Origin of the sequence: Catenuloplanes indicus (assembly GCF_030813715.1) — a bacterium.
GTDB lineage: Bacteria > Actinomycetota > Actinomycetes > Mycobacteriales > Micromonosporaceae > Catenuloplanes > Catenuloplanes indicus.
The window spans coordinates 5,183,030-5,206,359 of sequence record NZ_JAUSUZ010000001.1 but is presented as its reverse complement, the minus strand read 5'-3'; the positions used below and the strand labels follow the sequence as shown (position 1 = coordinate 5,206,359).

The following is a 23,330-nucleotide window of genomic DNA, read 5'->3' as shown; positions in this document are numbered from 1 at the left end:
CGGGTGCGCCGGTTCCTCGACCTGATCGTCAAGCGCCTGCTGCGATCCCGGGCCGGGGTGGCGATCGTACTGTTCGCGGTCGTGCTGCTCATAGTGGGTGTCGCCCGGGGCTTCTCCGGGAACGCGACGGATCGCGGGCCGACCGTCGTCTCCGGCGGTACGGCGACGGCCGCCGGACCGTCGGTGGACCCGAGCTACAACTACGACGGGCCGGTCTCCTCGCTGGCGCCGCCGACGCCGTCGACCAGTCCGGGCGGAGCCAAGCCGGAAGCGGTCGGGTACGCGTTCGCGGCGGCGTGGATCGACCATCAGAACGTCTCTGCGGAGGCGTGGCTGGACCGGATGCTGCCGCACGCGACGGAATCGCTGGCCGCGAAGCTGGGCGGCGTCGATCCGGCGGGTGTTCCGGCGGACCGGATCACCGGCGAGCCGGTCGTCGCGTCGTACGCGGAAAGCGTGGTCGACGTGACACTGCCCGTCGACTCCGGCACGCTGCGGCTCACGCTGGTCGCGCCGGAGGGCCGCTGGCTGGTGGACAGCGTCGACTGGGAACGGGCATGAGCCGGGATGGACGCGCCGCACTGAGGAGAGACGGGCGTGAGTGACTACGAGGACGCGCCTCGCCCCAGGTTGCGAATACGGCGTATCGCGTTGGCGATCGCGCTCACGGCCACGCTCACGCTGCTGTGCTGCGGCGGTACGGTAAGCGCGTTCTTCCTCGGTGGGCTCGGCGGCGTCGACGACAACACCATGACCCTCAGCGCGTACGGCTGTGGGGAGGGCGGCCCCGTGAGCGCCGACGGCAACCTGCCGGCGATCGGACCGTACGGCAAGGTTCAGGTTCGTAATGCGGCGGTGATCATCAACGTGGGGTCGACGATGGGCGTGCCGCCCCGCGGGTGGGTCGTCGCGGTCGCCACCGCCATGCAGGAGTCCCGGCTCTCCAACCTCGGGTTCCTGGGCGACCGGAACGATCACGACTCGCTCGGCCTCTTCCAGCAGCGGCCCAGCATGGGCTGGGGCACACCGGAACAGCTACAGGACCCGGCGTACGCGTCCACGAAGTTCTACGAGAAACTGGTGACCGTGGCGGGGTGGGAGGACATGTCGCTCACCGCGGCGGCACAGGCGGTGCAACGCAGCGCCTACCCGGACGCGTACGCGAAGCATGAGCCGATCGCCACCCAGATCGTCAACCTGCTGGCGAATGGCGCCGCCCGGGCGATCGGGAGCGGCACGGACCTGCGGTGCGCGGCCGCGGGTGAGGTCGCGGCGTCGGGCTGGACGATTCCGGTGAAGGCGATGGTCGGGTCCGGCTTCCGTACGCCCGAGCGGCCGGACCACGACGGCGTCGACCTGATCGTCGCCAAGGGCGCACCGATCTGGGCCGCATCCAGCGGGATCGTCACGGTCGCGGCTTGCGACAACGACGCGTCCGGCCGCAGCTGCAACGTGGACGGCTACCCGGGCAAGCTCGGCTGCGGATGGTTCGTCGAGGTGCAGCACGCCGGCAACCTGATGACCCGGTACTGCCACATGGTGGAACGGCCGTCCGCGAAGGTGGGCGACGTGGTCAACGCCGGACAGGTCATCGGGCGGGTCGGCTCCAGCGGCAACTCGTCCGGCCCGCACCTGCACTTCGAGGTGCACGTGAACAACGACCGCTCGCCGTCCGGCGCGGTCAATCCGGTGTCGTTCATGAAGGACCAGGGTGCGTCGCTGGACGGTGGCCAGTGAGCCGGGAGCCGCTGCCGGAGGACCCGTTCGCCGGGCAGCCGGACTGGGCGCCGCGCCCGCCGCGGGCCATCGTGCCGATGCCGGCCACCGCCGGTGGTGACCTGCGCGGGCGACGGGTGATCACCGGGCTGCCCGGGCTCGGATGGCGCGCGGACCTTCGGGCGGACGAGCGGGTGGTGCAGGGCAGCCGGACCTATGTGCCGATCATGCAGGAGCAGGAGTGGTACCGGGCCGAGGCGGAGCAGATCGAGGTCTTCGCGCCGTTGGTGCCGCAGGAGCGGGTGTGGATCGAGACAATCGGCTCGACGCCGGTGTCCGACGGGCCGCGCGACGTGCTGGCCCGCCTGGTGTCGCTGGACGCGCCGACTCCCCGCGACCCGGTTCCGGTGATCGACGCGCCGAGCGTGCTGGGGCGGCGGGTGGTGCAGATGGTGGACGGCGTCGAACGGCGCGATCTGCGAGCGGTCACCGATCTCTACAGCAACGCGGAAGGCGACATCTGCCTACGGGTGGCCGCCGAGCTTGACTGGTACCGCTGGTCCTGGACCGGCCAACTCCCCAAAACCCTAGAAACCCCAGTCCATCTAGCGTGGCTGGAATAGTCTATGCGCTACGGCTTGCCCCACAGACGCGCCAGCCGCCTTCATTCTGAATACTTAGACGCCAAGTCTGGATATCTGTCTGTGGAAAGTCGTCTACGGTGGTTGCCAAGCGAAGACTGACTTCGACCTGCCGTGTTTGACCCTCACCAGATACTCTTAGCTCTCCCCAAGAAACGCGAAACCGAGACTGATAACGCTGCTCGCGTGACTCTATTTCCTTTCTGAGCGCATATATGTGATTCAGAGCCGCGCCGTCTTCGCATACATAAAGGACGGCTTGAGAGTCGTCACGCTCGACCAAAAGTGCACGCAGAAAGCTTGATGCAACTACGTCGGGGGCACTTCGGTCGGGCTTGGTTTCCTGGTTGTACCACCACAATGTATAGCCGACTGTGCCGGAGCAAAGCACTCCCATAACCGAAGCGACCACCAACAACACCGTCTTCCAGGACCTGCGCCTCCTCACCGGCCCCGGAACGCCGGACGTCGGCGGATTCTCCGCAGTCGGCGTGGCGCGGTCGGCCGGGGGCGGGGTTGGCTCGTCCGGCTGGCTCTGTTCCACGATCTGAGCCTATCGACCCCCGCAATACCCTCCAACCAGGACGGGCCCGATGCCGATCGGGTGATGTGCGACGTAGCGGGGCTGGTTCGCCACCTGGCCGACCGTGACATGCAGGATTTCTCCCTCTTCTGGGATACGGTCTGTGTCCGTAGGGAGGTGAGCGCGTGGCCGACGACGAGACGGACGTCAGCCGGGCCGCCGCCCTGCACCGGCAGGCGGCGGCGGTGTTGGCGGCGGCGGATGCGGGGTTGCACGCGTTGACGCCGGCTCCGGCTGATCTGCGGGCGCAGCGCGGGCTGGCGGAGCGGCTGGCCTCGGCTGCGGCGATGCTGGTGCCGGGGTGGCTGGGGGCGAATCTGGCGACCGGTCAGGTGCCGCCGGACTCTCCGCCCGGTCGGCCGGCGTTCGTGCGGGTCGGCACGGCGCGGCCGTTGCCGGAGGCGGGTTTTCCGGCCGTGGTGCCGCTGGCCGGTACCGGTCATTTGACGGTGGACGCGGACGGCCGTGATCCGCGCACGGCGGCTCTGCTGCGCGCTGTCCTGCTTCGCCTGCTCGCGTCGACCGAGCCGGGGGCGCTGCTGGTCCGCGCGGTCGACGGTGCGGACGCTGCGGTCTTCGCCCCGTTCGCCGCACTCGCCGAGGCGGGCCTGATGCCACCGCCGGCGACGGATCCGGTGGGCCTGCGCGCCATCCTGGCCGAGGCCGAGCAGTGGCTCCGCCTCCGCGGCCCTCGCCTCCCCGAACCCCGCACCCCGGCCGGCCGCAAACCCGACACGTCCACCGAACCCGACCCGGACCCGGCCGCTCCCCTCCCCCAGAGCACCGACCCCCGGAAACTCCCCCAGAGCGCCGACCCCCGGAAACTCCCCCAGAGCACCGACTCCCGGAAACACGAGCCACGGAAACGGGAACAGCGGCGGGACGACAACCGCCTTCTCCTGATAGTCGTCTCCTCGTTCCCGGCCGGTGCCGAACCCGTCGACCTGCTGCGCTTCCGTGAACTTGCGGCGCGCGGTCCCGAGGCCGGCCTGCACCTGCTGGTGGCCGGCTGGCCGCCGCCCGCGCTCGCGACCGGGCTGCCGGCGCAGCCACTGCCGCTGAGCACGCCGATCACGCTCCGCGAGGCGTACGCCATAGTCGGCGACCCGCCCGGCGCCTCGTTCGCGGCCCAGCCGAACGACGTGGGTCTGAACTCTCCGGTCCTGCTGGACGGTGACCCCCCGGCGGAGATGCTGGCCGCCGTCTGCCGCCGTCTGGCGTCCGGCTTCCTCGCGTTCGAGCGGCCCTCACTGCGTGAGGTGCTTCCGGCCGAGCTGTGGGCGGAGGACGGCACCGACGGTCTGGTGACCGTGGTCGGCCGGGACGGGGAACGCACGGTGACCGTGCAGCTGACCGACCTGGCACCGCACTGGCTGATCGGTGGCCGGAAGGGGGCGGGCAAGTCCGCGTTCCTGACCGCCGCGCTGGCCGGCCTGACCGCCCGCTACTCCCCGGACGAGATGACGCTCTTCGTCATCACCGAGTCGGGCGACGGCACCGGCAACAACGCGCCCCACCTGCGCTCGGTCGACGGCGGCGACGCCGAGCGGATCCTGCACCACCTCACCGGGGAGCTGGACCGCCGCACGGCGCTCGCCGCCCGCCACGGCACCACCCGCTTCACCGATCTCCGCACCGCGTTGAGGACCGGCCCGCAGGCCGGGGCACGGGAGAGCACCACCCCTCGCATCGTCTGCGTGATCGACGAGTTCGTGCCCCTGCTCGAAGCCCGACCAGAGCTCCTCGCACCGCTGATCGCGATCTCCCGCGGCGCGCGGTCATGCGGCATCCATCTGGTCCTGACCAGCCGGTCGCCGCGCGCGATCCCGGCGCTGCACGAGCGCGACGGTCTGTTCGCGCAGTGGACGGTCCGCATCGCCCTGCCCGGCGGCGGCGACGTGCTCGAGCCCACGAACGAGTCGGCGCAGAGCCTCCCGGCGGGTACGGCCGTGGTCAACACCGCGGGCGGTCTCGGCGGGCCCAGAAACGCCACCAGAGGCCACGAGCGCCTCGTCCGCTTCCCCAACCCGGACGCCGACCACAGAGCGCTCAGCGAGCTCCACAGCCGCCTCAATGCCACCCCGCCGCGTCCGCGCGGCACACCGGCAGAGCTACCGGCGGAGGTCCTGCTCGGCCGCCCGGTCTCGACCCGCGCCACTGCCACCCCGCCACCACCCGTCGCGTTCCCGCTGGACGCGGCGCCCGGCCGGCACCTGGCGATCATCGGCGCCGCACCGGAGGCTCCGGACCTGCTGCACGCCGCCACCCGCAGCGTCTCCGCGCATCACGCGCCCGGCACCGCGCGTTTCCTGGTCTGCACGCTGGTCCCGGACGCGGACCGGCACGCGGCCGCGCTGACCGCCGCGCTGACCCGCCGGCACGAGGTGGAGCACCTGGACCCGGCCGGGCTGACCAAGGCGCTGGAACTGGAGGAGCCCGCCTACCTGGTGGTGTTCGGACTGGACGCCGGCGACCGGGTCACGCTGCCACCGGACCGGCTGACGCGTCTGCTGCGCACCGGACCGGCGAACGGCGTGCACCTGCTGTCCTGGTGGCGCGGCGCGCACCGGCTCACCGGTGACCTGAGCACGACGGCGGCCGAGATCGCCGGCTTGGCACTGCTGGATCTGCCCGCCGACGAGGTCGGCCAGCTGATCGGCGGTGGCGCGGAGCACGCCGGTGCGCTGTTGCACGACCGCCGGTCGGGGATCAGCACGCCGTTCATCCCGTTCCGCACCGAGCCCAAGCAGCACATTCTTCCGGCGCCGCGGAGCACGGCCCGGCCGGCGGAGGCGAGGGAGACGTGACCGACGATGCCTGGGCCGCCTACCTGGACGCCGCCCGTGAGCTGGACGTGGCCCGCCGGGACGCCACCGTCGCGGCGGGGCTGGACCGGCCGGTCCGGGCCGCCCACGACGACCTGGCGGTGGTCCGCGCCCGCCTGGTCACGCAGCGCACCCGCCTCCGTGAGCTGGGTGCCGAGGAGTCCGCGCTGATCCCGACGTTGGACGAGGTCACCGCGGTCTCGGTGGGCATGGGTGACGGGCCGGCCGCGATCCGGTCCGCGCTGCAACGGGCCCGGGACACGGTCGAGGCGGCGGAGTCGCGGCTGCCGCCGCACCGTCCGGCCGCGCCGCGGACGCCGGTCTGGGTGCGCAACCTGGTGGTCTACGGCGCGCTGGCCGCGGCCGTGCTGGTGATCCAGCTGGCGCTGTACATGACCGTGCGGTCCGAGGCGCTCCTCGCGTTCGCGCTGCTCTTCGGCGTGACGCTGCCGGCGCTGGCGTTCGGCCTGGGCTGGTTCGCGATCGGCCTGGCCTTCCCGCGCGGCGACGACGGCCGTGCCGACCGCACCCCGTTGCTGGGCCTACTGGTCTGCACCGCCCCCAGCGTGCTGACCTGCGTGGGCGTCGGCCTGATCGCCCTGGCCGCCTAGGAGAAGCAGCACCGGCCCAGCACAAAGCAAGGATCAAGAGCGATGAAGGCGATTTTCCCGCTTCCGGCGTGGTCGCGGTCCGCATGCTCCCGCGGGCACCGGTCGTCGCTGACGCTCCTCCCTGCCGGTTTCGCGGGCGGCAGGAAGAACCGCGCCTGACCGGCCCCGGGCGGGGATCGGTCAGGAGCGGCCCAGGATGAGGCTCATCGCCTCGGCGCGGGACTTCGCGTCCGTCTGGAGCCCACCACGTACCGCGGAGGTGATGGTTTTTGATCCGGACTTCTGGATGCCGCGCATCGCCATGCACATGTGCTCGCACTCCATCACCACGATGACGCCGCGCGGCGCCAGCTTCTCGGTGAGCAGGTCCGCGATCTGCGACGTGAGCCGCTCCTGCACCTGCGGGCGGCGGGCGAAGACCTCGACCAGGCGGGCCAGCTTGGACAGCCCGGTGATCCGGCCGTGCGTGCCGGGGATGTAGCCGATGTGCGCGACGCCGCGGAACGGCAGCAGGTGGTGCTCGCAGAGCGACATCACGTCGATGTCGCGGACCAGCACCAGCTCGTCGTGGTTGGCCTCGAACGTGGTGGTGAGCACCGCGCCGGGGTCGACCCGAAGGCCGGCGAACAGTTCGGCGTAGGCGCGGGCGACTCGGGCCGGGGTCTTCTTCAGCCCGTCCCGTTCCGGGTCCTCGCCGAGCGCGATGAGGATCTCCCGGACCGCGTTCTCGATCCGGGGGAGGTCGACGGCGTCCTCGACGGGCCTGCCGGTGAGCTTGCCGTCGACGAGCCGTGCCGCGAGATAGTCCAACCCCGCCGACGAGGTCTCCTCGTCGGCGGGGCTGGGCTGTGAACCGTTGGAGCTCAGTGGGTGCCGTCCGAGTTGTTCGACTCCGGGGACGCCGGGCCGGAGCCGACGGTCGCCTCGGCGCCGTCCGCGGCGGCCTGCGCCTTGAGCTTGTCCTTCTCCGCCGGGGTGAGCACCGGCGGGTCGGTGGACGGGCGGCGCTTGCCGAAGCCGTTGTACGGCGCCATCGGCGGGCGCTTCTGCACGCGGGCGCAGATGCGGGCCATGTCCTGCTGGGAGATGGTCTCCTTCTCCATCAGCTCCAGCACCATGCTGTCCAGCACGTCCCGGTACTCCACCAGGATCTCCCACGCCTCGTCGTGCGCGAGCTCGATGAGCGCCCGCACCTCGGCGTCGATCTCGGCGGCGACCGAGTCGGAGTAGTCCCGCTCGTGGCCCATGGTGCGGCCCAGGAACGGCTCGTCGCCGCTGGTGCCGTACTTGACCGCGCCCAGCTTCGAGCTCATGCCGTACTGCGTGATCATGGCTCGGGCCAGGCCGGACGCCTTCTCGATGTCGTTGCCGGCACCGGTGGTGGGCTCGTGGAAGACGAGCTCCTCGGCGGCGCGGCCACCCAGCGCGTACGCCAGCGTGTCGATCATTTCGGCGCGGGTCTGGGTGTACTTGTCCTCGGTCGGCAGCACCAGCGTGTGGCCGAGTGAGCGGCCGCGCGGCAGGATCGTCACCTTGTGCACCGGCGCGGAGTGCGGCAGCGCCCAGGCGACCAGCGCGTGCCCACCCTCGTGGTACGCGGTGATCTTCTTTTCGCTGTCCGACATCGCGCGGGTCTTGCGCTCCGGCCCGGCGATCACCCGGTCGATCGACTCTTCCAGGTACTCGTTCGAGATCGCGCGCTTCTCGTGCCGCGCGGTCAGCAGCGCCGCCTCGTTGATCACGTTGGCCAGGTCCGCGCCGGAGAAGCCGGGCGTGCGCCGCGCGACGGAGTCGAGGTCGACGTCCGGCGTGAACGGCTTGCCCTTGGCGTGCACCCGGAGGATCGCCTTGCGGCCCTCCATGTCCGGCGCGTCGACCGCGATCTGCCGGTCGAAGCGGCCGGGGCGCAGCAGCGCGGGGTCCAGGATGTCCGGCCGGTTGGTGGCCGCGATCAGGATGACGCCGCCCTTGGTGTCGAAGCCGTCCATCTCGACGAGCAGCTGGTTGAGCGTCTGCTCGCGCTCGTCGTGACCGCCGCCCATGCCGGCGCCGCGGTGCCGGCCGACCGCGTCGATCTCGTCGACGAAGACGATGGCCGGCGCGTTCGCCTTGGCCTGCTCGAACAGGTCACGGACGCGGGAGGCACCGACACCGACGAACATCTCGACGAAGTCCGAGCCGGAGATCGAGTAGAACGGGACGCCGGCCTCACCGGCGACCGCGCGGGCCAGCAGCGTCTTACCGGTTCCGGGCGGGCCGAAGAGCAGCACGCCCTTCGGGATCTTGGCGCCCAGAGCCTGGTACTTCGACGGGTTCTGCAGGAAGTCCTTGATCTCGTGCAGTTCCTCGACGGCCTCGTCCGCGCCGGCGACGTCCGCGAACGTCGTCTTCGGCGTGTCCTTGGTGATCATCTTGGCCTTGGACTTGCCGAAGTTGAGCACCCGCGAGCCGCCGCCCTGCATCTGCGACATGAACAGCAGCAGGAGGACGACGAGGATCAGGATCGGCAGCAGGTTCAGCAGCAGCGTCAGCAGGACACTGTCGCGGGTGACCTTGGCGTCGATCGTGCCGGTGATCTTGCCGGCCGCCTTGGCCTGGACCACGGCGGACCAGATGTCGTCACTGACCTCGTACGGGACCTGGGTCTCGATTCGGTCGGTCGAGGTGTCGCCGAAGCTGGCCTTCTGGTTCAGCTCGAGCTGGAGCGTCTGCTCCTTGTCCTCGTAGACGGCATTCTTGATGTTGCCCTCGTTGAGTTTGTCGAGCGCGACCGATGTCTCGACCCGGTGATAGCTGGGGCCGCCCGTGAAGAAGGAGCTGGCGGCGATCGCGGCGGCGATCACCAGAATGATCCAGATCACCGGGCGGCGGAAGAAACGCGTGCGTTCCATACTGTTGTCGAGCGCCTGGCGCCCGCACCCTCCTGATCGTCCGGCTTGTCTACCACCAACGCTGCCCCCGCGGCCTCCCTCCCAGGGAGACGCCGTGACAACCGCGGACGCCGGCGGGCGGCGCCATCGGTCATTCGACGGTACACCGTAGGTGCGACGGGTGAGGTTGCGAGCCCCGTGAATACCCGGACCCCGCAGCGCGCTCTCGCGCGCCGTTCAGCACGGTAGTCCGGTTTTCTGAGAGTGCGCTGAAGCTTCACCCAGCCGACACGAGTCAGCTCAGGGCGTAATCAGGAGCGTGCGTAGACCTCGGGCTTGAGCACGCCGACGTACGGCATCTCGCGGTAGCGCTCCGCGAAGTCCAGCCCGTAGCCGACCACGAACTCGCTCGGGATGTCGAAGCCGACGTAGCGCACCTCGACCGGCACCTTGATCGCCTCGGGCTTGCGGAACAGCGCGACCACCTCGATCGAGGCGGCACCGCGCGACTCCAGGTACTTCAGCAGCCAGGAGAGCGTGAGGCCGGAGTCGACGATGTCCTCGACCACGATCACGCGCCGGCCGGCGATGTCCCGGTCCAGGTCCTTGAGGATGCGGACCACGCCGGAGGAGGTGGTGCCCTGCCCGTAGGAGGAGACCGCCATGAACTCCATCTCGCTGGGCGGGCCGAGGCGGCCAAGCTCGCGCGCGAAGTCGGCCATGAACATCACGGCGCCCTTCAGCACGCACACCAGCAGCACGCCGTCCGCCGCGTCGGCGTGGTCGGCGGAAACCTGCTTGGCCAGCTCCGCGATCTTGTCACGGATCTGCTGCTCAGAGATGATCACGCGTTCGATGTCCGCGTCGTACCAGGACCCGTCAGCCATGGCCCTAGCCTGCCCCATGAAGGTTACGCGCCGTCGCGCACCCCGGGAGATTTCGGACCCGGAGCGGGCCACCCGCGCCACCCGCAAAAGGGCCAAACGGCCCTAAAAAGCCAAAACGCGCCGACGGTACGCGGTGTGCCCGCCCAAGATCACCCGATTTGATCGACTTCTGTGTCGGTGGTCACGACCGCCAGTGCGTCACCGGAACGGCGTACCGCGATCCCACCGGGGAGGTAGGCGGAACCCTGCCCGTGCCAGTCCACCACCAGCGCGTCCAGCGCGGACACGTGCCGCTGCGAGAGCGCGGTGCCCGGAGCGCCCAGCTCCCGTGCCCACAGGTGCAGCACCCGGCTGCGTATCGCCGGATCCAGCCCGGACAGGCTGCGCACCCGCAGCCCGCCACCGCCGGATCCCCGCGCCTCGGACAGCGCGGTCCGGGCCAGCCCGTCCAGCGCGGCCGCGTCCGCCGCCAGCAGCCCGGCCGTGCGCGCCAGGTTGCCGACCACGCGCGGGCCGAGCGCCGCGACCAGCGCGGGGAGCGCGTCGGCCCGGACCCGGCTGCGCGCGTACGCCGGATCCGCGTTGTGCGGGTCGGTCCACGGCTGCAGACCGAGCGCCACGCAGGCCTTGTGCGTCTGCTCCCGGGAGATCTCCAGCAGCGGGCGGACCAGCAGCACGTCGTCCGCGCCGGGCAGCGGCCGGCGCTCCCGCATGCCGGCCAGGCCCTTTATCCCGGCGCCGCGGGCGAGCGCGAGCAGCACGGTCTCGGCCTGATCGTCGCGGGTGTGCCCGACCAGCACCGCGGCGGCATCGTGCCGCCGCGCGGCCTCGGCCAGCGCGGCGTACCGGGCCTCGCGCGCGGCCGCCTCCGGTCCGCCGGGCCGGCCCGCGACCGTCACGGCCGCGACCTCGACCGGGGCCAGCCCGGTCTCGCGCGCCCACCGGGCCACGGCCGCGGCCCGGTCGGCGGAGCCGTCCTGCAGCCGGTGGTCGACCGTGACCAGGCCGGCGCGCAGGCCGAGCCGCGGTGCGACGAACCCGACAGCCGCGGCCAGCGCGAGCGAGTCGGCGCCGCCGGAGCACGCCGTGAGCACCAGTCCGTCCGGGGGGAAGCCGGTCAGGGCGCGACGCACCGCCACGCGCAACTCCGCGACCGGCGGCGCTATCCGAGCCATGGAAAAACGCTAACCGGTCAGTCGCCGTCCGGCCGGGAGGCCGGGCCGGACGCGCTGGTCGCATCCGTCCCCGGACCCCCGCTGCCGCCCTGTCCACCCGCCCCGTCACCGGTCTGAAGGCCGACGACCCGCTTCACCCACGCATCCGGGTCACTCAGCTCGTCCACCCGGGGCAGCGTCGCCGGCGACTCGAAGATCTTGTTGAAGCCGGCCATGCCGACCCGCTCCACCGCGCCGTACACGAACGTGCGGCCCTCCGCGTACTGCCGCATCTTCACGTCCACGCCGAGCAGCCGGCGGACCGCCTTCTCCAACGGGTTGCCGGCCTCGCGCCGCCGGTTGAACCGGGCCCGGATCGTCTCCACGCTCGGGATCACCTCGGGGCCGACACCGTCCATCACGAACTCGGCGTGGCCCTCCAGCAGCGTCATCAGCGCGGTCAGCCGGTCCAGCACCTCCTTCTGCGCGGGCGTCTGCACCAGATCGAGCACGGACGACCGGCTCTCCGGGTCGCGGACCGCGTCGGAGAGCGTGGTGACCGCCCGGCGCAGCCGCTCCACCAGCGGGTCCTCGCTGGACTGCGACGCGTCCACGAACGCCTGCACCTGCTCCAGGAAGTAGCCGCGCATCCACGGCACGGCGGTGAACTGGGTGCGGTGGGTGACCTCGTGCAGCGCCACCCAGAGCCGGAAGTCGCGCGGGTCGGCGCCGAGCTTGCGCTCCACCTCGACGATGTTCGGCGCGACCAGCAGCAGCCGGCCGTGCTCGCCGGAGAACACCTCGTACTGCCCGAGCACCCGGCCGGACAGGTAGGCCAGCACGCCGCCGGCCTGCACCGCGGTGACCCGTGAGCCGAGCGCGTCCGCGATCGCGCTGGGCGCCTTGTCACCGGTCAGCTTGCCGATCAGCGGCGCGATCACGGAACGCAGGCCCTCGATGTTGACCTGGGCCCAGTCCCTCCGGTCGACCACGCGCACCGGCGGATGATCCACCTGAGAGGTCAGCCCGGTGTACGCCGCGACGTGCCCCGCGGCCTCGTCGGTGAGCCGCCGCAGGTCCGCGACGACCGCGGCGGCCTCGTCATAGGTCACCCGTGGCCCGGACTTGCCCAGAGCTCCCGCGGTGGCGGCGGCCAGATCCCAGTCCACGAACTGCGTCATGAAATCCAACGTACCCGCGCACCACCACCGCGACCCGTCCGGAACCGGAGTCAGCACCCGCAGGCGGCGAGCACCGACGCGATCCGGTCCAGCTTCCACTCCGCCTGCCACTTGCTCACCGACTTGTACGGCACCTCGTCGGCCAGCAGCGCGAACGCCAGCAGCCGTCCGTCCGCCGTGGTGAGCACGCCGGCCAGCGCGTTGACGCCGTCCAGCGACCCGGTCTTGGCCCGCACCGACCCGGCTCCGCCGCGCGACTCCGGCGGCGCCGGGTCCCGGAAGCGGGTGTCCAGCGTGCCCGACCAGCCGCCGACCGGCAGCCCGGCGAACATCGCGCCCAGCTCCGGGTGCGAGCCGTCCGCGGCCAGCCGGACCAGCGCGGTCAGCAGCGCGGGGCTGATCTCGTTGTCCCGGGACAGCCCGCTGCCGTCGGTCAGCCCGAAGCCGTCGACCGGGAGCCCGAATCCGGCGATCAGGTTGCGCGTCGCCGCCGCCGCGCCCTGGAACGAGGCCGGCTCGCCGCCCGCGATCGCCACCTGCCGCGCCAGCGCCTCCGCCACCACGTTGTCGCTCTCGGTCAGCATCACCTCGACCAGCCGCAGCATGGTCGGCGACTCCACCCGGCCCAGCTCGGTCCCGGGCGCCGGCCCGGTCACCGCGGCGCCGGACGCCGTGCCCGGGGGCGTCCCGGCCGGCGTGCCCGCGGCCGGGGCCGTACCGCGCGCCACCGTCACGTTCTTACCCAGCAGCGCCGCGAACGCGCGCCCCGCGGCCAGGTCCGGCGTCGCGTGCCGCTGTGCGCCACCGGTCGCCTTCGGGTTGACCCGGGCGCCGTCCGTCATCAGCGCGGTGATCGGTGCGCCGTAGCCCGCGGACACCGCGTCCGGGTCCCAGCCCGGCCCGGTCAGCGCGCCGGTGAACAGCGACGAGTCCACCAGCACCCGGGACACCTGCGCGTTGTTCAGCGCCTTCTTGACCTGCTCGGCCAGCGTGTCCAGCCGGGCCGCGTCCTCGTACGCCGCGGTCTCGCCGATCGCCAGCGTCGGATCACCGCCGCCGATCAGCACCACCTCACCGGGTGCGGCGCCGGCCACCACGCGCGTCGGGATCCGGTACCCCGTGCCGCGCGCCGCCAGTGACGCCGCGGCCGTGACCAGCTTCGTCGTCGACGCCGGGGTGGCCGGCTCGGCCTGCTGGTACCCGTACAGCTCGGTACCGGTCGCCACGTCCAGCACCGACACGTGCATGCCCGGGCCCAGCTCACCGCTGGTCACCAGCGGCCCGATCGCGGCCTGCACCGCCGCCGCGGACGGCATCGGCGCCGTGTCCGTGTTCGCCGCCAGCACCGGCTGCGGCGGCGGTTCCGCGGAGGGTCCCGCCGTGGTCGGTGCCGCCACCGGATCGTCCACCGCGCCCGGCCGCACGACCAGCGCCACCACGAGCACCAGCACCAGCGCCAGGACCGTCGCTCCGGCCCCGGCCAGCACCTTCCGCGACCGCCACGGCGGCGCGGTCCCAGCGGCACCGGCCCCGCCGGCCGCTTCCGTTCCGCGCTCGCCGTCAACCCCATCAGCCGGTACGACCGGTGCCGGCGACGCCGTGCCCGCGCTTCCGCCCGAGCCCACCGTCGCACGCCCGGCCACCGGCACCGCCGCGCTCCCCCGCGACTCCGTCGGCGCCTCGGCAACCCGCGGAATCACCGCCGTCGACTCACCGTCCACCGGCGCCGCGGCACGTCGACCCACCGCGGTTCCGCCGGCCACCGGCACCGCAGCACTGCCCCGCGACCCCGTCGGCGCCTCCACAACCCTCGGAATCACCGCCGTCGACTCACCGTCCACCGGCGCCGTCGCACTGCCCCGCGACTCCGTCGGCGCCTCGGCAACCCGCGGAATCACCGCCGTCGACTCACCGTCGACCGGCGCCGCCGGGCCTTCAGCCGACCGCGCCGCCGCACTGCCCCGCGATGCCTTCGGCGTCGCGGTGACGCGTGGAATCACCGCCGTCGACTCACCGTCGACCGGCGTCGTGGCGCCTTCGTTCACCGCGGCCGCCCCGGCTGCCGGCACCGCCGCGCTGCCCCGCGGCTCCTTCGGCGCCTCGGCAACCCGCGGAATCACCGCCGTCGAGTCACTGTCCACCGGCGCCGCCGGAGCTCCGGCCACCCGGGCCGCCGCGCTGCCCCGCGATGCCTTCGGCGTCGCGGTGACGCGTGGAATCACCGCCGTCGACTCACGGTCCACCGGCGCCGCGGAAGCTCCACCCACCGACGCACCGGAAGCGGGGCCGCCGGACCGTGACGGCGTCGGAGTCGCGACGGTCCGCTGTCGGTCCTGCGCAGGCCGCGCCGGAATGCGCACCGTCGGCTCGGCATCCGCGCCGGGCCGGGAAACTTGCTGCTCAGCGGCCGAACGCGGCTCAGCCGCGGGCTGCCCGCCCTTGCCTGCGGCCGGAGCCTGCTCCCCAGCGGCGGCAACGGGCTTCGACACGGCCTGCTCGGCAACCGGCGTCGCCTTGACAGGCTCGGGCGTGGCCGCCGCCGCGGTCGCCTTCTTCTCCACCGAGGCCGACTCCGCCCGGGCCGGGGCAGCCGCGGCCGGGATCGGCTGGGGCGGCTCGCCGGCCGAAGGCGGCGGGGCGGCGGGTGGCGTGGGCGGGGTAGGGCGACCCGGGTGGGAGAGCGTGGGGCGGATGCTCGCCGGGGGGCGGAGCGTCGCGGGCCGGGGCCTCTCGGCGTACGCCGGTGGGGTCTGTGGGGTTTGGGTTTTGTTCTGCGGGAGTGCCGGTCCGGATGGTGGGATAGGGGAGGCGGCGGACGCGGGCTCGGAGGGGGTGACGGGCGACGGCGGAGGCTCGGGCGGCGCGGCCGGCGGCGCGATGACGCGTTCGGGCTGGTCCGCGGTGTTCGCGGCAGACACCTGTGTATCCTCGGAAGGAGCAGGGTCCGGCTTTATGTCGCTTTTGTCCGCTGAAGCGGCCGAGTCCGGCGCCGCTCCCACACGGCTCTGATCACCGTTTTCGTTGCCGTTGTGTGAATCTTGCCTCCCCACCCCAGCCCCTCCTCGTCCTGTCCCGCCGCTTTAGAGGAGACTAACGGGGTCCGAGACTGCATTGGCCGTGCCCGGGGTGTGGCGTGAGCTGTGCGAGTTCCGTTAGCCAACGTGGGCGAACGAGGGAGCGTGAATATGGATTTCGACGTTACGGTTGAGATCCCCAAGGGTCACCGCAACAAGTACGAGGTGGACCACAAGACCGGGCGCATCCGGTTGGACCGCACGCTCTTCACTGCGACCCAGTACCCGGCCGACTACGGCTTCATCGAGGGCACCCTGGGCGAGGACGGCGACCCGCTGGACGCGCTCGTGCTGGTGCAGGAGCCGACGTTCCCGGGCTGTCTGATCCGGTGCCGGGCCATCGGCATGTACCGGATGAAGGACGAGATGGGCGGCGACGACAAGGTCCTCTGCGTGCCGTTCGAGGACCCGCGTCAGGAGCACCTGCGGGACATCCACCACCTGGGCGAGTTCGACCGGATGGAGATCCAGCACTTCTTCACGGTCTACAAGGACCTGGAGCCGGGCAAGTCCGTCGAGGGCGCGACCTGGACCGGCCGCGTGGAGGCCGAGCAGGAGGTCCGCAACTCGATCCTGCGGCACCAGCGCGCGCTGGAGCTCGGCGAAGGCCACTGAGGCACTGATCATCGCAGGAAGCGCGCCGGGCACCCGCCCGGCGCGCTTCCTCGTCATCCGTTGAGGTTCCGCAGGCTCGCGTAGAGCCCGAGGACCACGCAGGCCAGCGGGACGAGCGAGACCAGCGCCGCGGTGTCCAGCAGCTCGGCGGCGCGCGCCAGGTAGAGCGACGGCGGCCGCCGGGACCAGGCCGCACCGGCCACCAGCACGGACAGCGCCACCGCCACCGGCAGTGCGGCGGCCACCGGCGAGGCCGACCCGATCGGGGTCGCGACCGCGAGCGCGAGCAGCACCGCGGTGCCGGCCACCAGCAGCGGCACGCGATGATGCGTCGTGACCAGCACGCGCGTGCGCAGCAGCACGCTCACCGCGACCGAGGCCGCCAGCACGCGCGCCGCCGCGCCGCCACGCACCGCCAGGACCAGCGCGGCACCCGTGATCACCAGGGCGTGGCCGGCGAGCAGACCGGTCAGGAACTCGTCCGTGCGGCTCAGCGCGGCCAGCACTGCCTCCCGCGGCGGCCGCCGGCGTGCCTCACGCAACCCGTCGAGGCCCGGATCGCCCGGCTCCCGGGACGGCCGCCAGCGTGCGTCCCCCGGCCCGTCGAGCCCTGGATCGCCCGGCTCCGCCGGACCGGCGGGCATCGCGATCGCCGGAATCGGGAGCCGGCCGAGCCGGATCGCCAGCAGCGGGAGCAGGCCCAGCGTGCAGACCGCGGCCGCGGCCAGCAACGCGGCCGCGTGCACCGCGTGCAGCGCGGGGATCAGCAGCGCCAGCGCGGCGGCCGGGACGGTCTGCAGCGCCGCGGACGCGAAGGCCACCGGGACGCTCGGGTGCACGGCCGTGCCCACCGCCGCCAGCACGGCGGCGAGGAGCACCGCGACCGTGGCGACCAGCGTCTCCGGCGCTCCCCACCAGGCTGGGAACCCCGGCGCCGGACGGCCGGCCGCGGCCAGCAGCGCGCCACCGGCGCCAGCGAACGGCAGCGCCAGCGCGCCGAGCACCGCGGCCGTGCCGGCGTCGCCGTAGGCGCGGGACGCGGTGACCGCGGCCAGCAGCAGCGCGATCGTCAGCGCGACCGCGGTGTAGGCACCGGCCGGGGACGGCGCGAGCAGCAGCGGCGGCAGTGCGGCCGGCATCAGCGCGACGGCCGCGGCGCGGGTTGCGATCCGCGTGGCGGCCGGGGACCACGGGCCGGTACGCCGCGGCGCGCCCGCGATCACGTCGACCACGTCGTCGTACTCCGGTGCCGGCCAGAACGTGCTGGCCGGCGTGAGGTGCAGGATCTCCCCGTCCCGTACGCCCTGTGCGCGCAGCGGGCGGCCGCCGAGCAGCGCGGCGCCGTCCGGCCGGCGCAGCAGCCAGCCGCCGTGCCGCTCGCCCTGGTCGGCCAGCGACTCACCGGCGTGCCGCAGCAGGTCGGGCAGGAGCTCGGCGAGCGGGATCTGATCCGGCAGCGCCAGGTCGACGCGGCGGCGCGGTGCGGCGATCGTGACGCGCGCGAGGCCGACACCCATCGACGAACCCCTTCCTGCGGCGGGCTGCGGAACGCCCCGCACCTTACCTAGGATGAGCGCGCTGTCGCAGTCCGTACCGCCAGGGGGATTGATGACCACCGTGATCGTGCGACGTCCGCCGCGTCGTGCGGCGCCCGGGATTCCCGTCGGCGAGCTGCCCGTGGACGCGCCACCGGAGCTGCCGGAACCGACCGGCGGACGGTGGCAGACGCTGATGACCGCGCTGCCGATGCTCGGCGGCTCGGTCGCGATGGCCATGATGTTCGGCCGCGGCGGCGGCACCTACTCGTACGTGGTCGGCGCGCTCTTCGGCGTCTCGTCACTGGCCATGCTGGTGACCAGCTGGGGCGGCTCCGGGGCGCCGAAACGCGCCGAGGTCGCGGCCGCCCGCCGGGAGTACCTGCGCCGGCTGGCCGCGCTGCGCCGTCGCGCCCGGCGGACCGCGCTGGCGCAGCGCGACGGCCTGCGCTACCGGCACCCGGACCCGGCCCGCCTGTGGTCCACGGTGGACAGCCACCGGCTGTGGGAGCGGCGCGCGGCCGATCCGGACTTCGCGGTGGTCCGCGCCGGGCTGGGCCCGCAGACGCTCGCCACGCCGCTGGTGCCCCCGGTCACCCGGCCGCTGGCCGAGCTCGAGCCGATGTGCGCGGGCGCGCTGCGCCGGTTCCTGGACGCGTACTCCGTGGTACCGGAGCTGCCGGTGGCGGTGTCGCTGCGCGCGTTCGGCCGCGTCCACCTGCCCGGCGGGCACGGGCTCGCCCGCGCGATGCTGACCCAGCTCGCGGTCTTCCACGCGCCGGACGACCTGGTCATCGCGGTCTGCGCCGGCCGGCACCGGCGCGTGGACTGGGACTGGGTGAAGTGGCTGCCGCACGCGCTGCACCGCACCCGCACGGACGCGGCCGGCCCACTCCGCCTGATCGCCGGGACCGTGGCGGAGCTGGAGCCGCTGCTGGACGAGCCCGGGCGGGCCCACCTGGTCGTCGTGCTGGACGGTGCCGACGCCGCGTTCGCCGGCCGGAGCGCGGCGACCGTGCTGGACCTGGACGCACCGCCGCCGCGCAGTCCCGGCCCGCGCGTGCTGGTGCTGACCGCCGGGCAGCGCCTGACCAGCCGCACCACCGAGTCGGAGACCGACGTCGGCGTGCCGGACGCGCTGACCGTGGCGGAGGCGGAGGCGGTCGCGCGCCGACTGGCGCCGCTGCGGCTCGCGGCCACGGAGACGCCGGACCCGGCCGCCCGGGACACCGAGGCCGGGCTCGCGGAACTGCTCGGCATCGACGATCCGGCACGGTGGGACCCGGCGCGACACTGGGCCCGGCCGCGGGCGGCGCGCGACCGGCTGCGCGTGCCGATCGGCGTGGGCGTCGACGGCACCCCGGTCGAGCTGGACCTGAAGGAGTCCGCGCAGGACGGCATGGGCCCGCACGGCCTGCTGATCGGCGCGACCGGGTCCGGCAAGTCGGAGCTGCTGCGCACGCTGGTGCTCGGGCTGGCCGCGGAGCACTCGTCGGAGGCGCTCAACGTCGTGCTGGTCGACTTCAAGGGCGGCGCCACGTTCGCGTCGCTGGACCGGCTGCCGCACACCGCCGCGGTGATCACCAACCTGGCCGACGAGCTGCCGCTGGTGGACCGGATGGTCGACGCGATCAACGGGGAACTGCTGCGGCGCCAGGAGCTGCTGCGGCGCAGCGGCAACATCCCGAGCCTGCGCGAGTACGACCGGGCCCGCGCCGCCGGTGCCACGCTGCCGCCGCTGCCGTCGCTGCTGATCGTGTGCGACGAGTTCTCCGAGCTGCTCTCCGCCAAGCCGGACTTCATCGACCTGTTCGTGCAGATCGGCCGGGTCGGGCGGTCGCTCGGCGTGCACCTGCTGCTGGCCAGTCAGCGGCTGGAGGAGGGGCGGCTGCGCGGGCTGGACACACACCTGTCGTACCGGATCGGGCTGCGCACGTTCTCGTCGCTGGAGTCGCGCGCGGTGCTCGGCGTGCCGGACGCGTTCCAGCTGCCACGCTCGCCCGGCCACGGTTACCTGCGGTTCGGCACGGAGCCGCTGGTGCGGTTCCGGGCCGCGTACGCGTCCGGTCCGTATCGTCCGGCCACCGGCCCGCCGGTCGCCGAGCCGGCGTTCGCGGCCCGGGTGGTGCCGTACACGCCGGGCGTGGTCACCGTCCCGCGCACGCCGCGCCCGCGCGCCGCGATCACCCGAGAACCGGCCACCACGAGCCTGCTGGACCTGATGGTGAACGCGCTGGAGGGTGCCGGACCGGCCGCGCACCGGGTCTGGCTGCCGCCGCTCGGCGACTCCCCGGCGCTCGGCGAGCTGCTCGGGCCGGTGCAGGCTGATCCGCGGCGCGGCCTGACCGTGGCCGACCCGGCGCTGCGCGGCGCGCTGCGGGTGCCGGCCGGTGTGGTGGACCGGCCGCTGGACCAGCGCCGGGAGACGCTGTGGCTGGACCTGGCCGGCGCGTCCGGGCACGTCGCGGTGGCCGGCGGCCCACGCAGCGGCAAGTCCACCGCACTGCGCACGCTGATCACGGCGCTGGCGCTGACCCACACGCCGGCCGAGGCGCAGGTCTACTGCCTGGACTTCGGCGGTGGCGCGCTGGCCCAGCTGACCCGGGTCCCGCACGTCGGCGGCGTGGCCGGGCGGCTGGACCCGGTGGGTGTGCGCCGCACGGTCGGCGAGGTGCGCGCGCTGCTCACCGAGCGGGAGGCGCGATTCGCGGCGCTGGGCGTGGACGGGATGGCCGACTACCGGACCCGGCGCGCGGCCGGTGAGGTGGAGGACGACCCGTACGGTGACGTGTTCCTGGTGGTGGACGGCTGGGCCACGCTGCGCGCCGACTTCGACGACCTGGAGCCGCTGGTCACCGAGGTGGCGTCGCGCGGCCTGGCGTACGGCGTGCACGTGGTCGTCTCCACCGGCCGCTGGATGGACCTGCGCCCGGCCCTGCGCGACCTGCTCGGCGCCCGCCTGGAACTGCGCCTCGGCGATCCGGCCGACTCCACGGTCTCCCGCCGGTCGGCCGCGAACGTGCCGGCCGACGCGCCCGGGCGGGGCATCACCGCGGAGTCGATGCACATGCTGATCGCGCTGCCCGGCGTCGCGCCGGACGAGATCGCGAAGGCGTGGACCGGGCCGCCGGCGCCGCCGGTGCGCCGGTTGCCGGCCGAGCTGCCCTACGCGGCCGTCCGGGACGTGCGGGAGACCGGCCTGAGGATCCCGGTCGGCGTGGTGGAGACCGACCTGTCCCCGGCCGTGCTCGACTTCGCGGCCGATCCGCACTTCCTGCTGTACGGCGACGGCGAGTGCGGCAAGACGTCGTTCCTGCGCGCGCTCGCCACCACCATTACCACCCGGTACGCGCCGGAGGCGGCCCGGCTGGTGATCGTGGACTTCCGCCGTACGCTGCTCGGCGCGGTCGAGACCGGTCACCTGCTCGGGCACGGCTCCACCGCGGCGGCCGTGCGCACGATGGTCGAGTCGGCCGTCGACGCGTTGCGCCGGCGGCTGCCCGGCGGCGACGTGACCGCCCGGCAGCTGCGCGACCGCTCCTGGTGGACCGGGCCGGAGCTGTTCGTGCTGTGCGACGACTACGAGCTGGCCGGTGGGCCGTCCGGCCCGCTGGCGCCGCTGGCCGAGCTGCTGCCGCAGGCCCGCGACATCGGCCTGCACCTGGTCCTGGCCCGGCGCTCCGGCGGCGCCGGGCGCGCGTTCGATCCGGTGCTGACCCAGCTCCGCGAGCTGGCCGTGCCGGGCCTGGTGATGTCCGGCAGCCGTGAGGACGGCCCGCTGCTCGGCGACGTACGGCCGGCCGCGATGCCGCCCGGCCGGGGACAGTTGAAGACGCGGCGGGAGGGTATACGTCTGGTACAGATCGCCTATCTGCCACCGTCCGATCCCGCATAGTCCTCGGACCTGTTGTCCGGCCCGTCGGCGCCCCGGCGGGGAGTAACCTTCACCCAGCCGAGACCCGCAGTGAGGTGACCAGTTGAGCAGGCGTTGGAGACCGGGGGCCGCCGTGGCCCGCCTGGCCGCCACCGTGCTGGTCGGCGTCGCCACCGCGCTGCCGGCCGGTGCACCGGCGCTCGCCGCGCCCACCGTTCCCGCGGTGGCCCCGCGCGCGGTCACCGGCGACGTGGTGCGCGACGAGCAGTGGTCGCTGACCGAGCTGGGCATGACCGAGGCGTGGCAGCGCTCGACCGGCACCGGTGTCACGGTCGCGGTGATCGACTCAGGCGTGGACGGCACGCACGTGGACCTGGCCGGGCGTGTGCTTCCCGGTTTCGACCTGGTCAGCACGGGCGGCAACGGCACCGACGACCCGGTCGGGCACGGCACCACGGTCGCCTCGCTGATCGCCGGGGTGCCGGACGACGCCGGCATCGTGGGCATGGCGCCGGATGCCCGGATTCTCCCGATCCGGGTGTTGGACAAGCAGAATCGGTACGACGACGCGCAGGTCGTGGCGAAGGCGGTGCGCCTGGCCGTGGACAACGGCGCCAAAGTGATCAACCTGTCGCTCGGCGGCCTGGGCAGCAGCCCCGCGCTCGCCACCGCGATCGACTACGCGTTCGTGAAGGACGTGGTGGTGATCGCCTGCACCGGCAACGCGAGCGCATCCGCGCCGTCCGACGTGTGGTACCCGGCGCGGGAACCCGGCGTGATCGCGGTGACCGGCCTGGAGGAGAACGGCACCAGCCTCTGGTCCGGCTCGATCACCGGCCCGCAGACGGTGCTGTCCGCCCCCGCCACCGACCTGATCGGCGCGCGGCCCGGCGGCTACTGGCGCGTGCAGGGCACCAGCTTCGCCGCGCCGATGGTGGCCGCGACCGCGGCCCTGATCCGCGCCCGCTGGCCGGAGATGTCCGCCGCCACCGTGGTCAACCGCCTGATCACCACCGCGACCGACCTGGGCGCACCGGGCCGCGACCCGCGCTACGGCTTCGGCATGGTCAACCCGGTCGCCGCACTGGCCGACAATCTGCCGGAAAGCGCCCAGAATCCACTCGACAACGAGCAGCCACCCGGCGACGTCGGCTTCGGCTCCGCCCCCGGCCTCGGCGACGACTCCCGCGTCGAGTCGGGCGACGCGGCCGCGCTCCCGGGCCGGGGCATCGAGGGCGCGCCCGGCGGCGCGGCCCAGCCCGCCACCACCGTCCAGGCCGCACCGGCCACCGCCACGCAGCGCGGCCGCGGCCTGCTCGGCGGCCTGATCGGCGGCTCAGCCGCCCTGATCCTCATCGCCCTGCTCTACTTCGTCACCCTGCACCGCCTCCCCCGCCTCCGCCGCACCGGCCGCCAGAACCCCTGAATACCGGCGGCGACGCCGATCCGCAGGTCAGTTCCCGCGATGACCCGAAATTTCCGGCAAGGAGCGATACCGGGTCGCCACCGGGAACCGCCCGGCCCCACCGGCTGAGGGCGCCCGCCGCGACCAGCGGCGGAAGCTGAAAGCCGGCGAGCAGCCGGAAGCCGATAGCCGGTGGAAGCCGGTGACCGACGGAATCCGGTGGTGGCCGCCGACCGACCAAAGCCGGCAACAGCGGCGGGCAGCCGGTGGCCGGCAGCAACCGGTGACCCATGGACACCGGTGGGTTTCTGGTGACCGTCGCGGAACCGGAAGGGAGGAGCGCCAGCGACGACCGCTGC

Annotated in this window: 15 protein-coding genes and 1 pseudogene; 9 read left to right on the top strand and 7 right to left on the bottom strand. The window is 73.4% G+C overall.

All coding sequences use genetic code 11. The features are described from left to right. Positions 1-3: 3 nt before the first annotated feature. From J2S42_RS23515 to J2S42_RS23495, 5 genes are all read left to right on the top strand, one after another. Entirely contained in the window at positions 4-561 is a 558-nt protein-coding gene (locus J2S42_RS23515; protein ID WP_307242443.1) for a hypothetical protein, read from the top strand. Positions 562-597: 36 nt separating this feature from the next. After that, positions 598-1,737, top strand: coding sequence for a M23 family metallopeptidase (locus tag J2S42_RS23510; protein ID WP_307242441.1), 1,140 nt, complete (start codon positions 598-600; stop codon positions 1,735-1,737). Next, positions 1,734-2,339, top strand: coding sequence for a hypothetical protein (locus tag J2S42_RS23505; protein WP_307242439.1), 606 nt, complete (start codon positions 1,734-1,736; stop codon positions 2,337-2,339). Before J2S42_RS23510 ends, J2S42_RS23505 begins: the two co-directional genes overlap by 4 nt. 726 nt (positions 2,340-3,065) lie before the next feature. Next, complete coding sequence (locus tag J2S42_RS23500) at positions 3,066-5,747, top strand: FtsK/SpoIIIE domain-containing protein (RefSeq protein WP_307242437.1); 2,682 nt, start codon at positions 3,066-3,068, stop codon at positions 5,745-5,747. After that, the gene (locus tag J2S42_RS23495) at positions 5,744-6,376 is read left to right on the top strand and encodes a hypothetical protein (RefSeq protein ID WP_307242435.1); all 633 of its coding nucleotides are present in this window, start codon (positions 5,744-5,746) and stop codon (positions 6,374-6,376) included. Before J2S42_RS23500 ends, J2S42_RS23495 begins: the two co-directional genes overlap by 4 nt. A gap of 180 nt (positions 6,377-6,556) precedes the next feature. Here J2S42_RS23495 and folE read toward each other — a convergent pair whose 3' ends face one another. The 6 genes and pseudogenes from folE to dacB form a co-directional block, all read right to left on the bottom strand. Next, the gene (gene folE / locus J2S42_RS23490; protein WP_307242434.1) at positions 6,557-7,186 is read right to left on the bottom strand and encodes a GTP cyclohydrolase I FolE; all 630 of its coding nucleotides are present in this window, start codon (positions 7,184-7,186) and stop codon (positions 6,557-6,559) included. A gap of 53 nt (positions 7,187-7,239) precedes the next feature. Then, positions 7,240-9,267 (bottom strand): ATP-dependent zinc metalloprotease FtsH, encoded by a 2,028-nt coding sequence (gene ftsH / locus J2S42_RS23485; RefSeq protein ID WP_307242432.1) that lies wholly within the window; start codon positions 9,265-9,267, stop codon positions 7,240-7,242. A gap of 290 nt (positions 9,268-9,557) precedes the next feature. Then, the gene (gene hpt, locus J2S42_RS23480) at positions 9,558-10,133 is read right to left on the bottom strand and encodes a hypoxanthine phosphoribosyltransferase (protein ID WP_307242431.1); all 576 of its coding nucleotides are present in this window, start codon (positions 10,131-10,133) and stop codon (positions 9,558-9,560) included. A 149-nt stretch (positions 10,134-10,282) separates the two neighbouring features. After that, a complete protein-coding gene (gene tilS / locus J2S42_RS23475) occupies positions 10,283-11,308 on the bottom strand; it encodes a tRNA lysidine(34) synthetase TilS (RefSeq protein ID WP_307242429.1) in 1,026 nt (341 codons plus the stop codon). A 119-nt stretch (positions 11,309-11,427) separates the two neighbouring features. Then, positions 11,428-12,468, bottom strand: a pseudogene (locus tag J2S42_RS23470) (zinc-dependent metalloprotease); the annotation flags it as partial. Between the two features lie 50 nt (positions 12,469-12,518). Next, entirely contained in the window at positions 12,519-13,955 is a 1,437-nt protein-coding gene (dacB, locus tag J2S42_RS23465) for a D-alanyl-D-alanine carboxypeptidase/D-alanyl-D-alanine endopeptidase (RefSeq protein WP_307242427.1), read from the bottom strand. 112 nt (positions 13,956-14,067) lie between these two features. Here dacB and J2S42_RS23460 point away from each other — a divergent pair, with 112 nt between their 5' ends. Continuing rightward, complete coding sequence (locus J2S42_RS23460; RefSeq protein WP_307242425.1) at positions 14,068-15,477, top strand: hypothetical protein; 1,410 nt, start codon at positions 14,068-14,070, stop codon at positions 15,475-15,477. Between the two features lie 176 nt (positions 15,478-15,653). Beyond that, the gene (locus J2S42_RS23455; protein WP_307242423.1) at positions 15,654-16,157 is read left to right on the top strand and encodes an inorganic diphosphatase; all 504 of its coding nucleotides are present in this window, start codon (positions 15,654-15,656) and stop codon (positions 16,155-16,157) included. A 53-nt stretch (positions 16,158-16,210) separates the two neighbouring features. On the opposite strand, the gene eccD is transcribed toward J2S42_RS23455, so the two are convergent. Further along, positions 16,211-17,674, bottom strand: coding sequence for a type VII secretion integral membrane protein EccD (gene eccD / locus J2S42_RS23450; protein WP_307242422.1), 1,464 nt, complete (start codon positions 17,672-17,674; stop codon positions 16,211-16,213). A 91-nt stretch (positions 17,675-17,765) separates the two neighbouring features. On the opposite strand from eccD, the gene eccCa reads away from it, so the two are divergent. Both eccCa and mycP read left to right on the top strand, forming a co-directional pair. Beyond that, on the top strand, positions 17,766-21,587 hold the full coding sequence (eccCa, locus tag J2S42_RS23445; protein WP_307242420.1) for a type VII secretion protein EccCa: 3,822 nt from the start codon (positions 17,766-17,768) through the stop codon (positions 21,585-21,587). Between the two features lie 82 nt (positions 21,588-21,669). After that, positions 21,670-22,992, top strand: a complete 1,323-nt coding sequence (gene mycP / locus J2S42_RS23440; RefSeq protein WP_307242418.1) for a type VII secretion-associated serine protease mycosin — start codon at positions 21,670-21,672, stop codon at positions 22,990-22,992. The last annotated feature ends 338 nt before the right edge of the window (positions 22,993-23,330 follow it).

Excerpts from the sequence above, each read along its gene's own strand:
- J2S42_RS23455 (WP_307242423.1), top strand. The coding sequence starts at position 15,654 with ATGGATTTCGACGTTACGGTTGAGATCCCCAAGGGTCACCGCAACAAG.
- tilS (WP_307242429.1), bottom strand. The coding sequence starts at position 11,308 with ATGGCTCGGATAGCGCCGCCGGTCGCGGAGTTGCGCGTGGCGGTGCGT.
- eccD (WP_307242422.1), bottom strand. The coding sequence starts at position 17,674 with ATGGGTGTCGGCCTCGCGCGCGTCACGATCGCCGCACCGCGCCGCCGC.
- hpt (WP_307242431.1), bottom strand. The coding sequence starts at position 10,133 with ATGGCTGACGGGTCCTGGTACGACGCGGACATCGAACGCGTGATCATC.
- ftsH (WP_307242432.1), bottom strand. The coding sequence starts at position 9,267 with ATGGAACGCACGCGTTTCTTCCGCCGCCCGGTGATCTGGATCATTCTG.
- eccCa (WP_307242420.1), top strand. The coding sequence starts at position 17,766 with ATGACCACCGTGATCGTGCGACGTCCGCCGCGTCGTGCGGCGCCCGGG.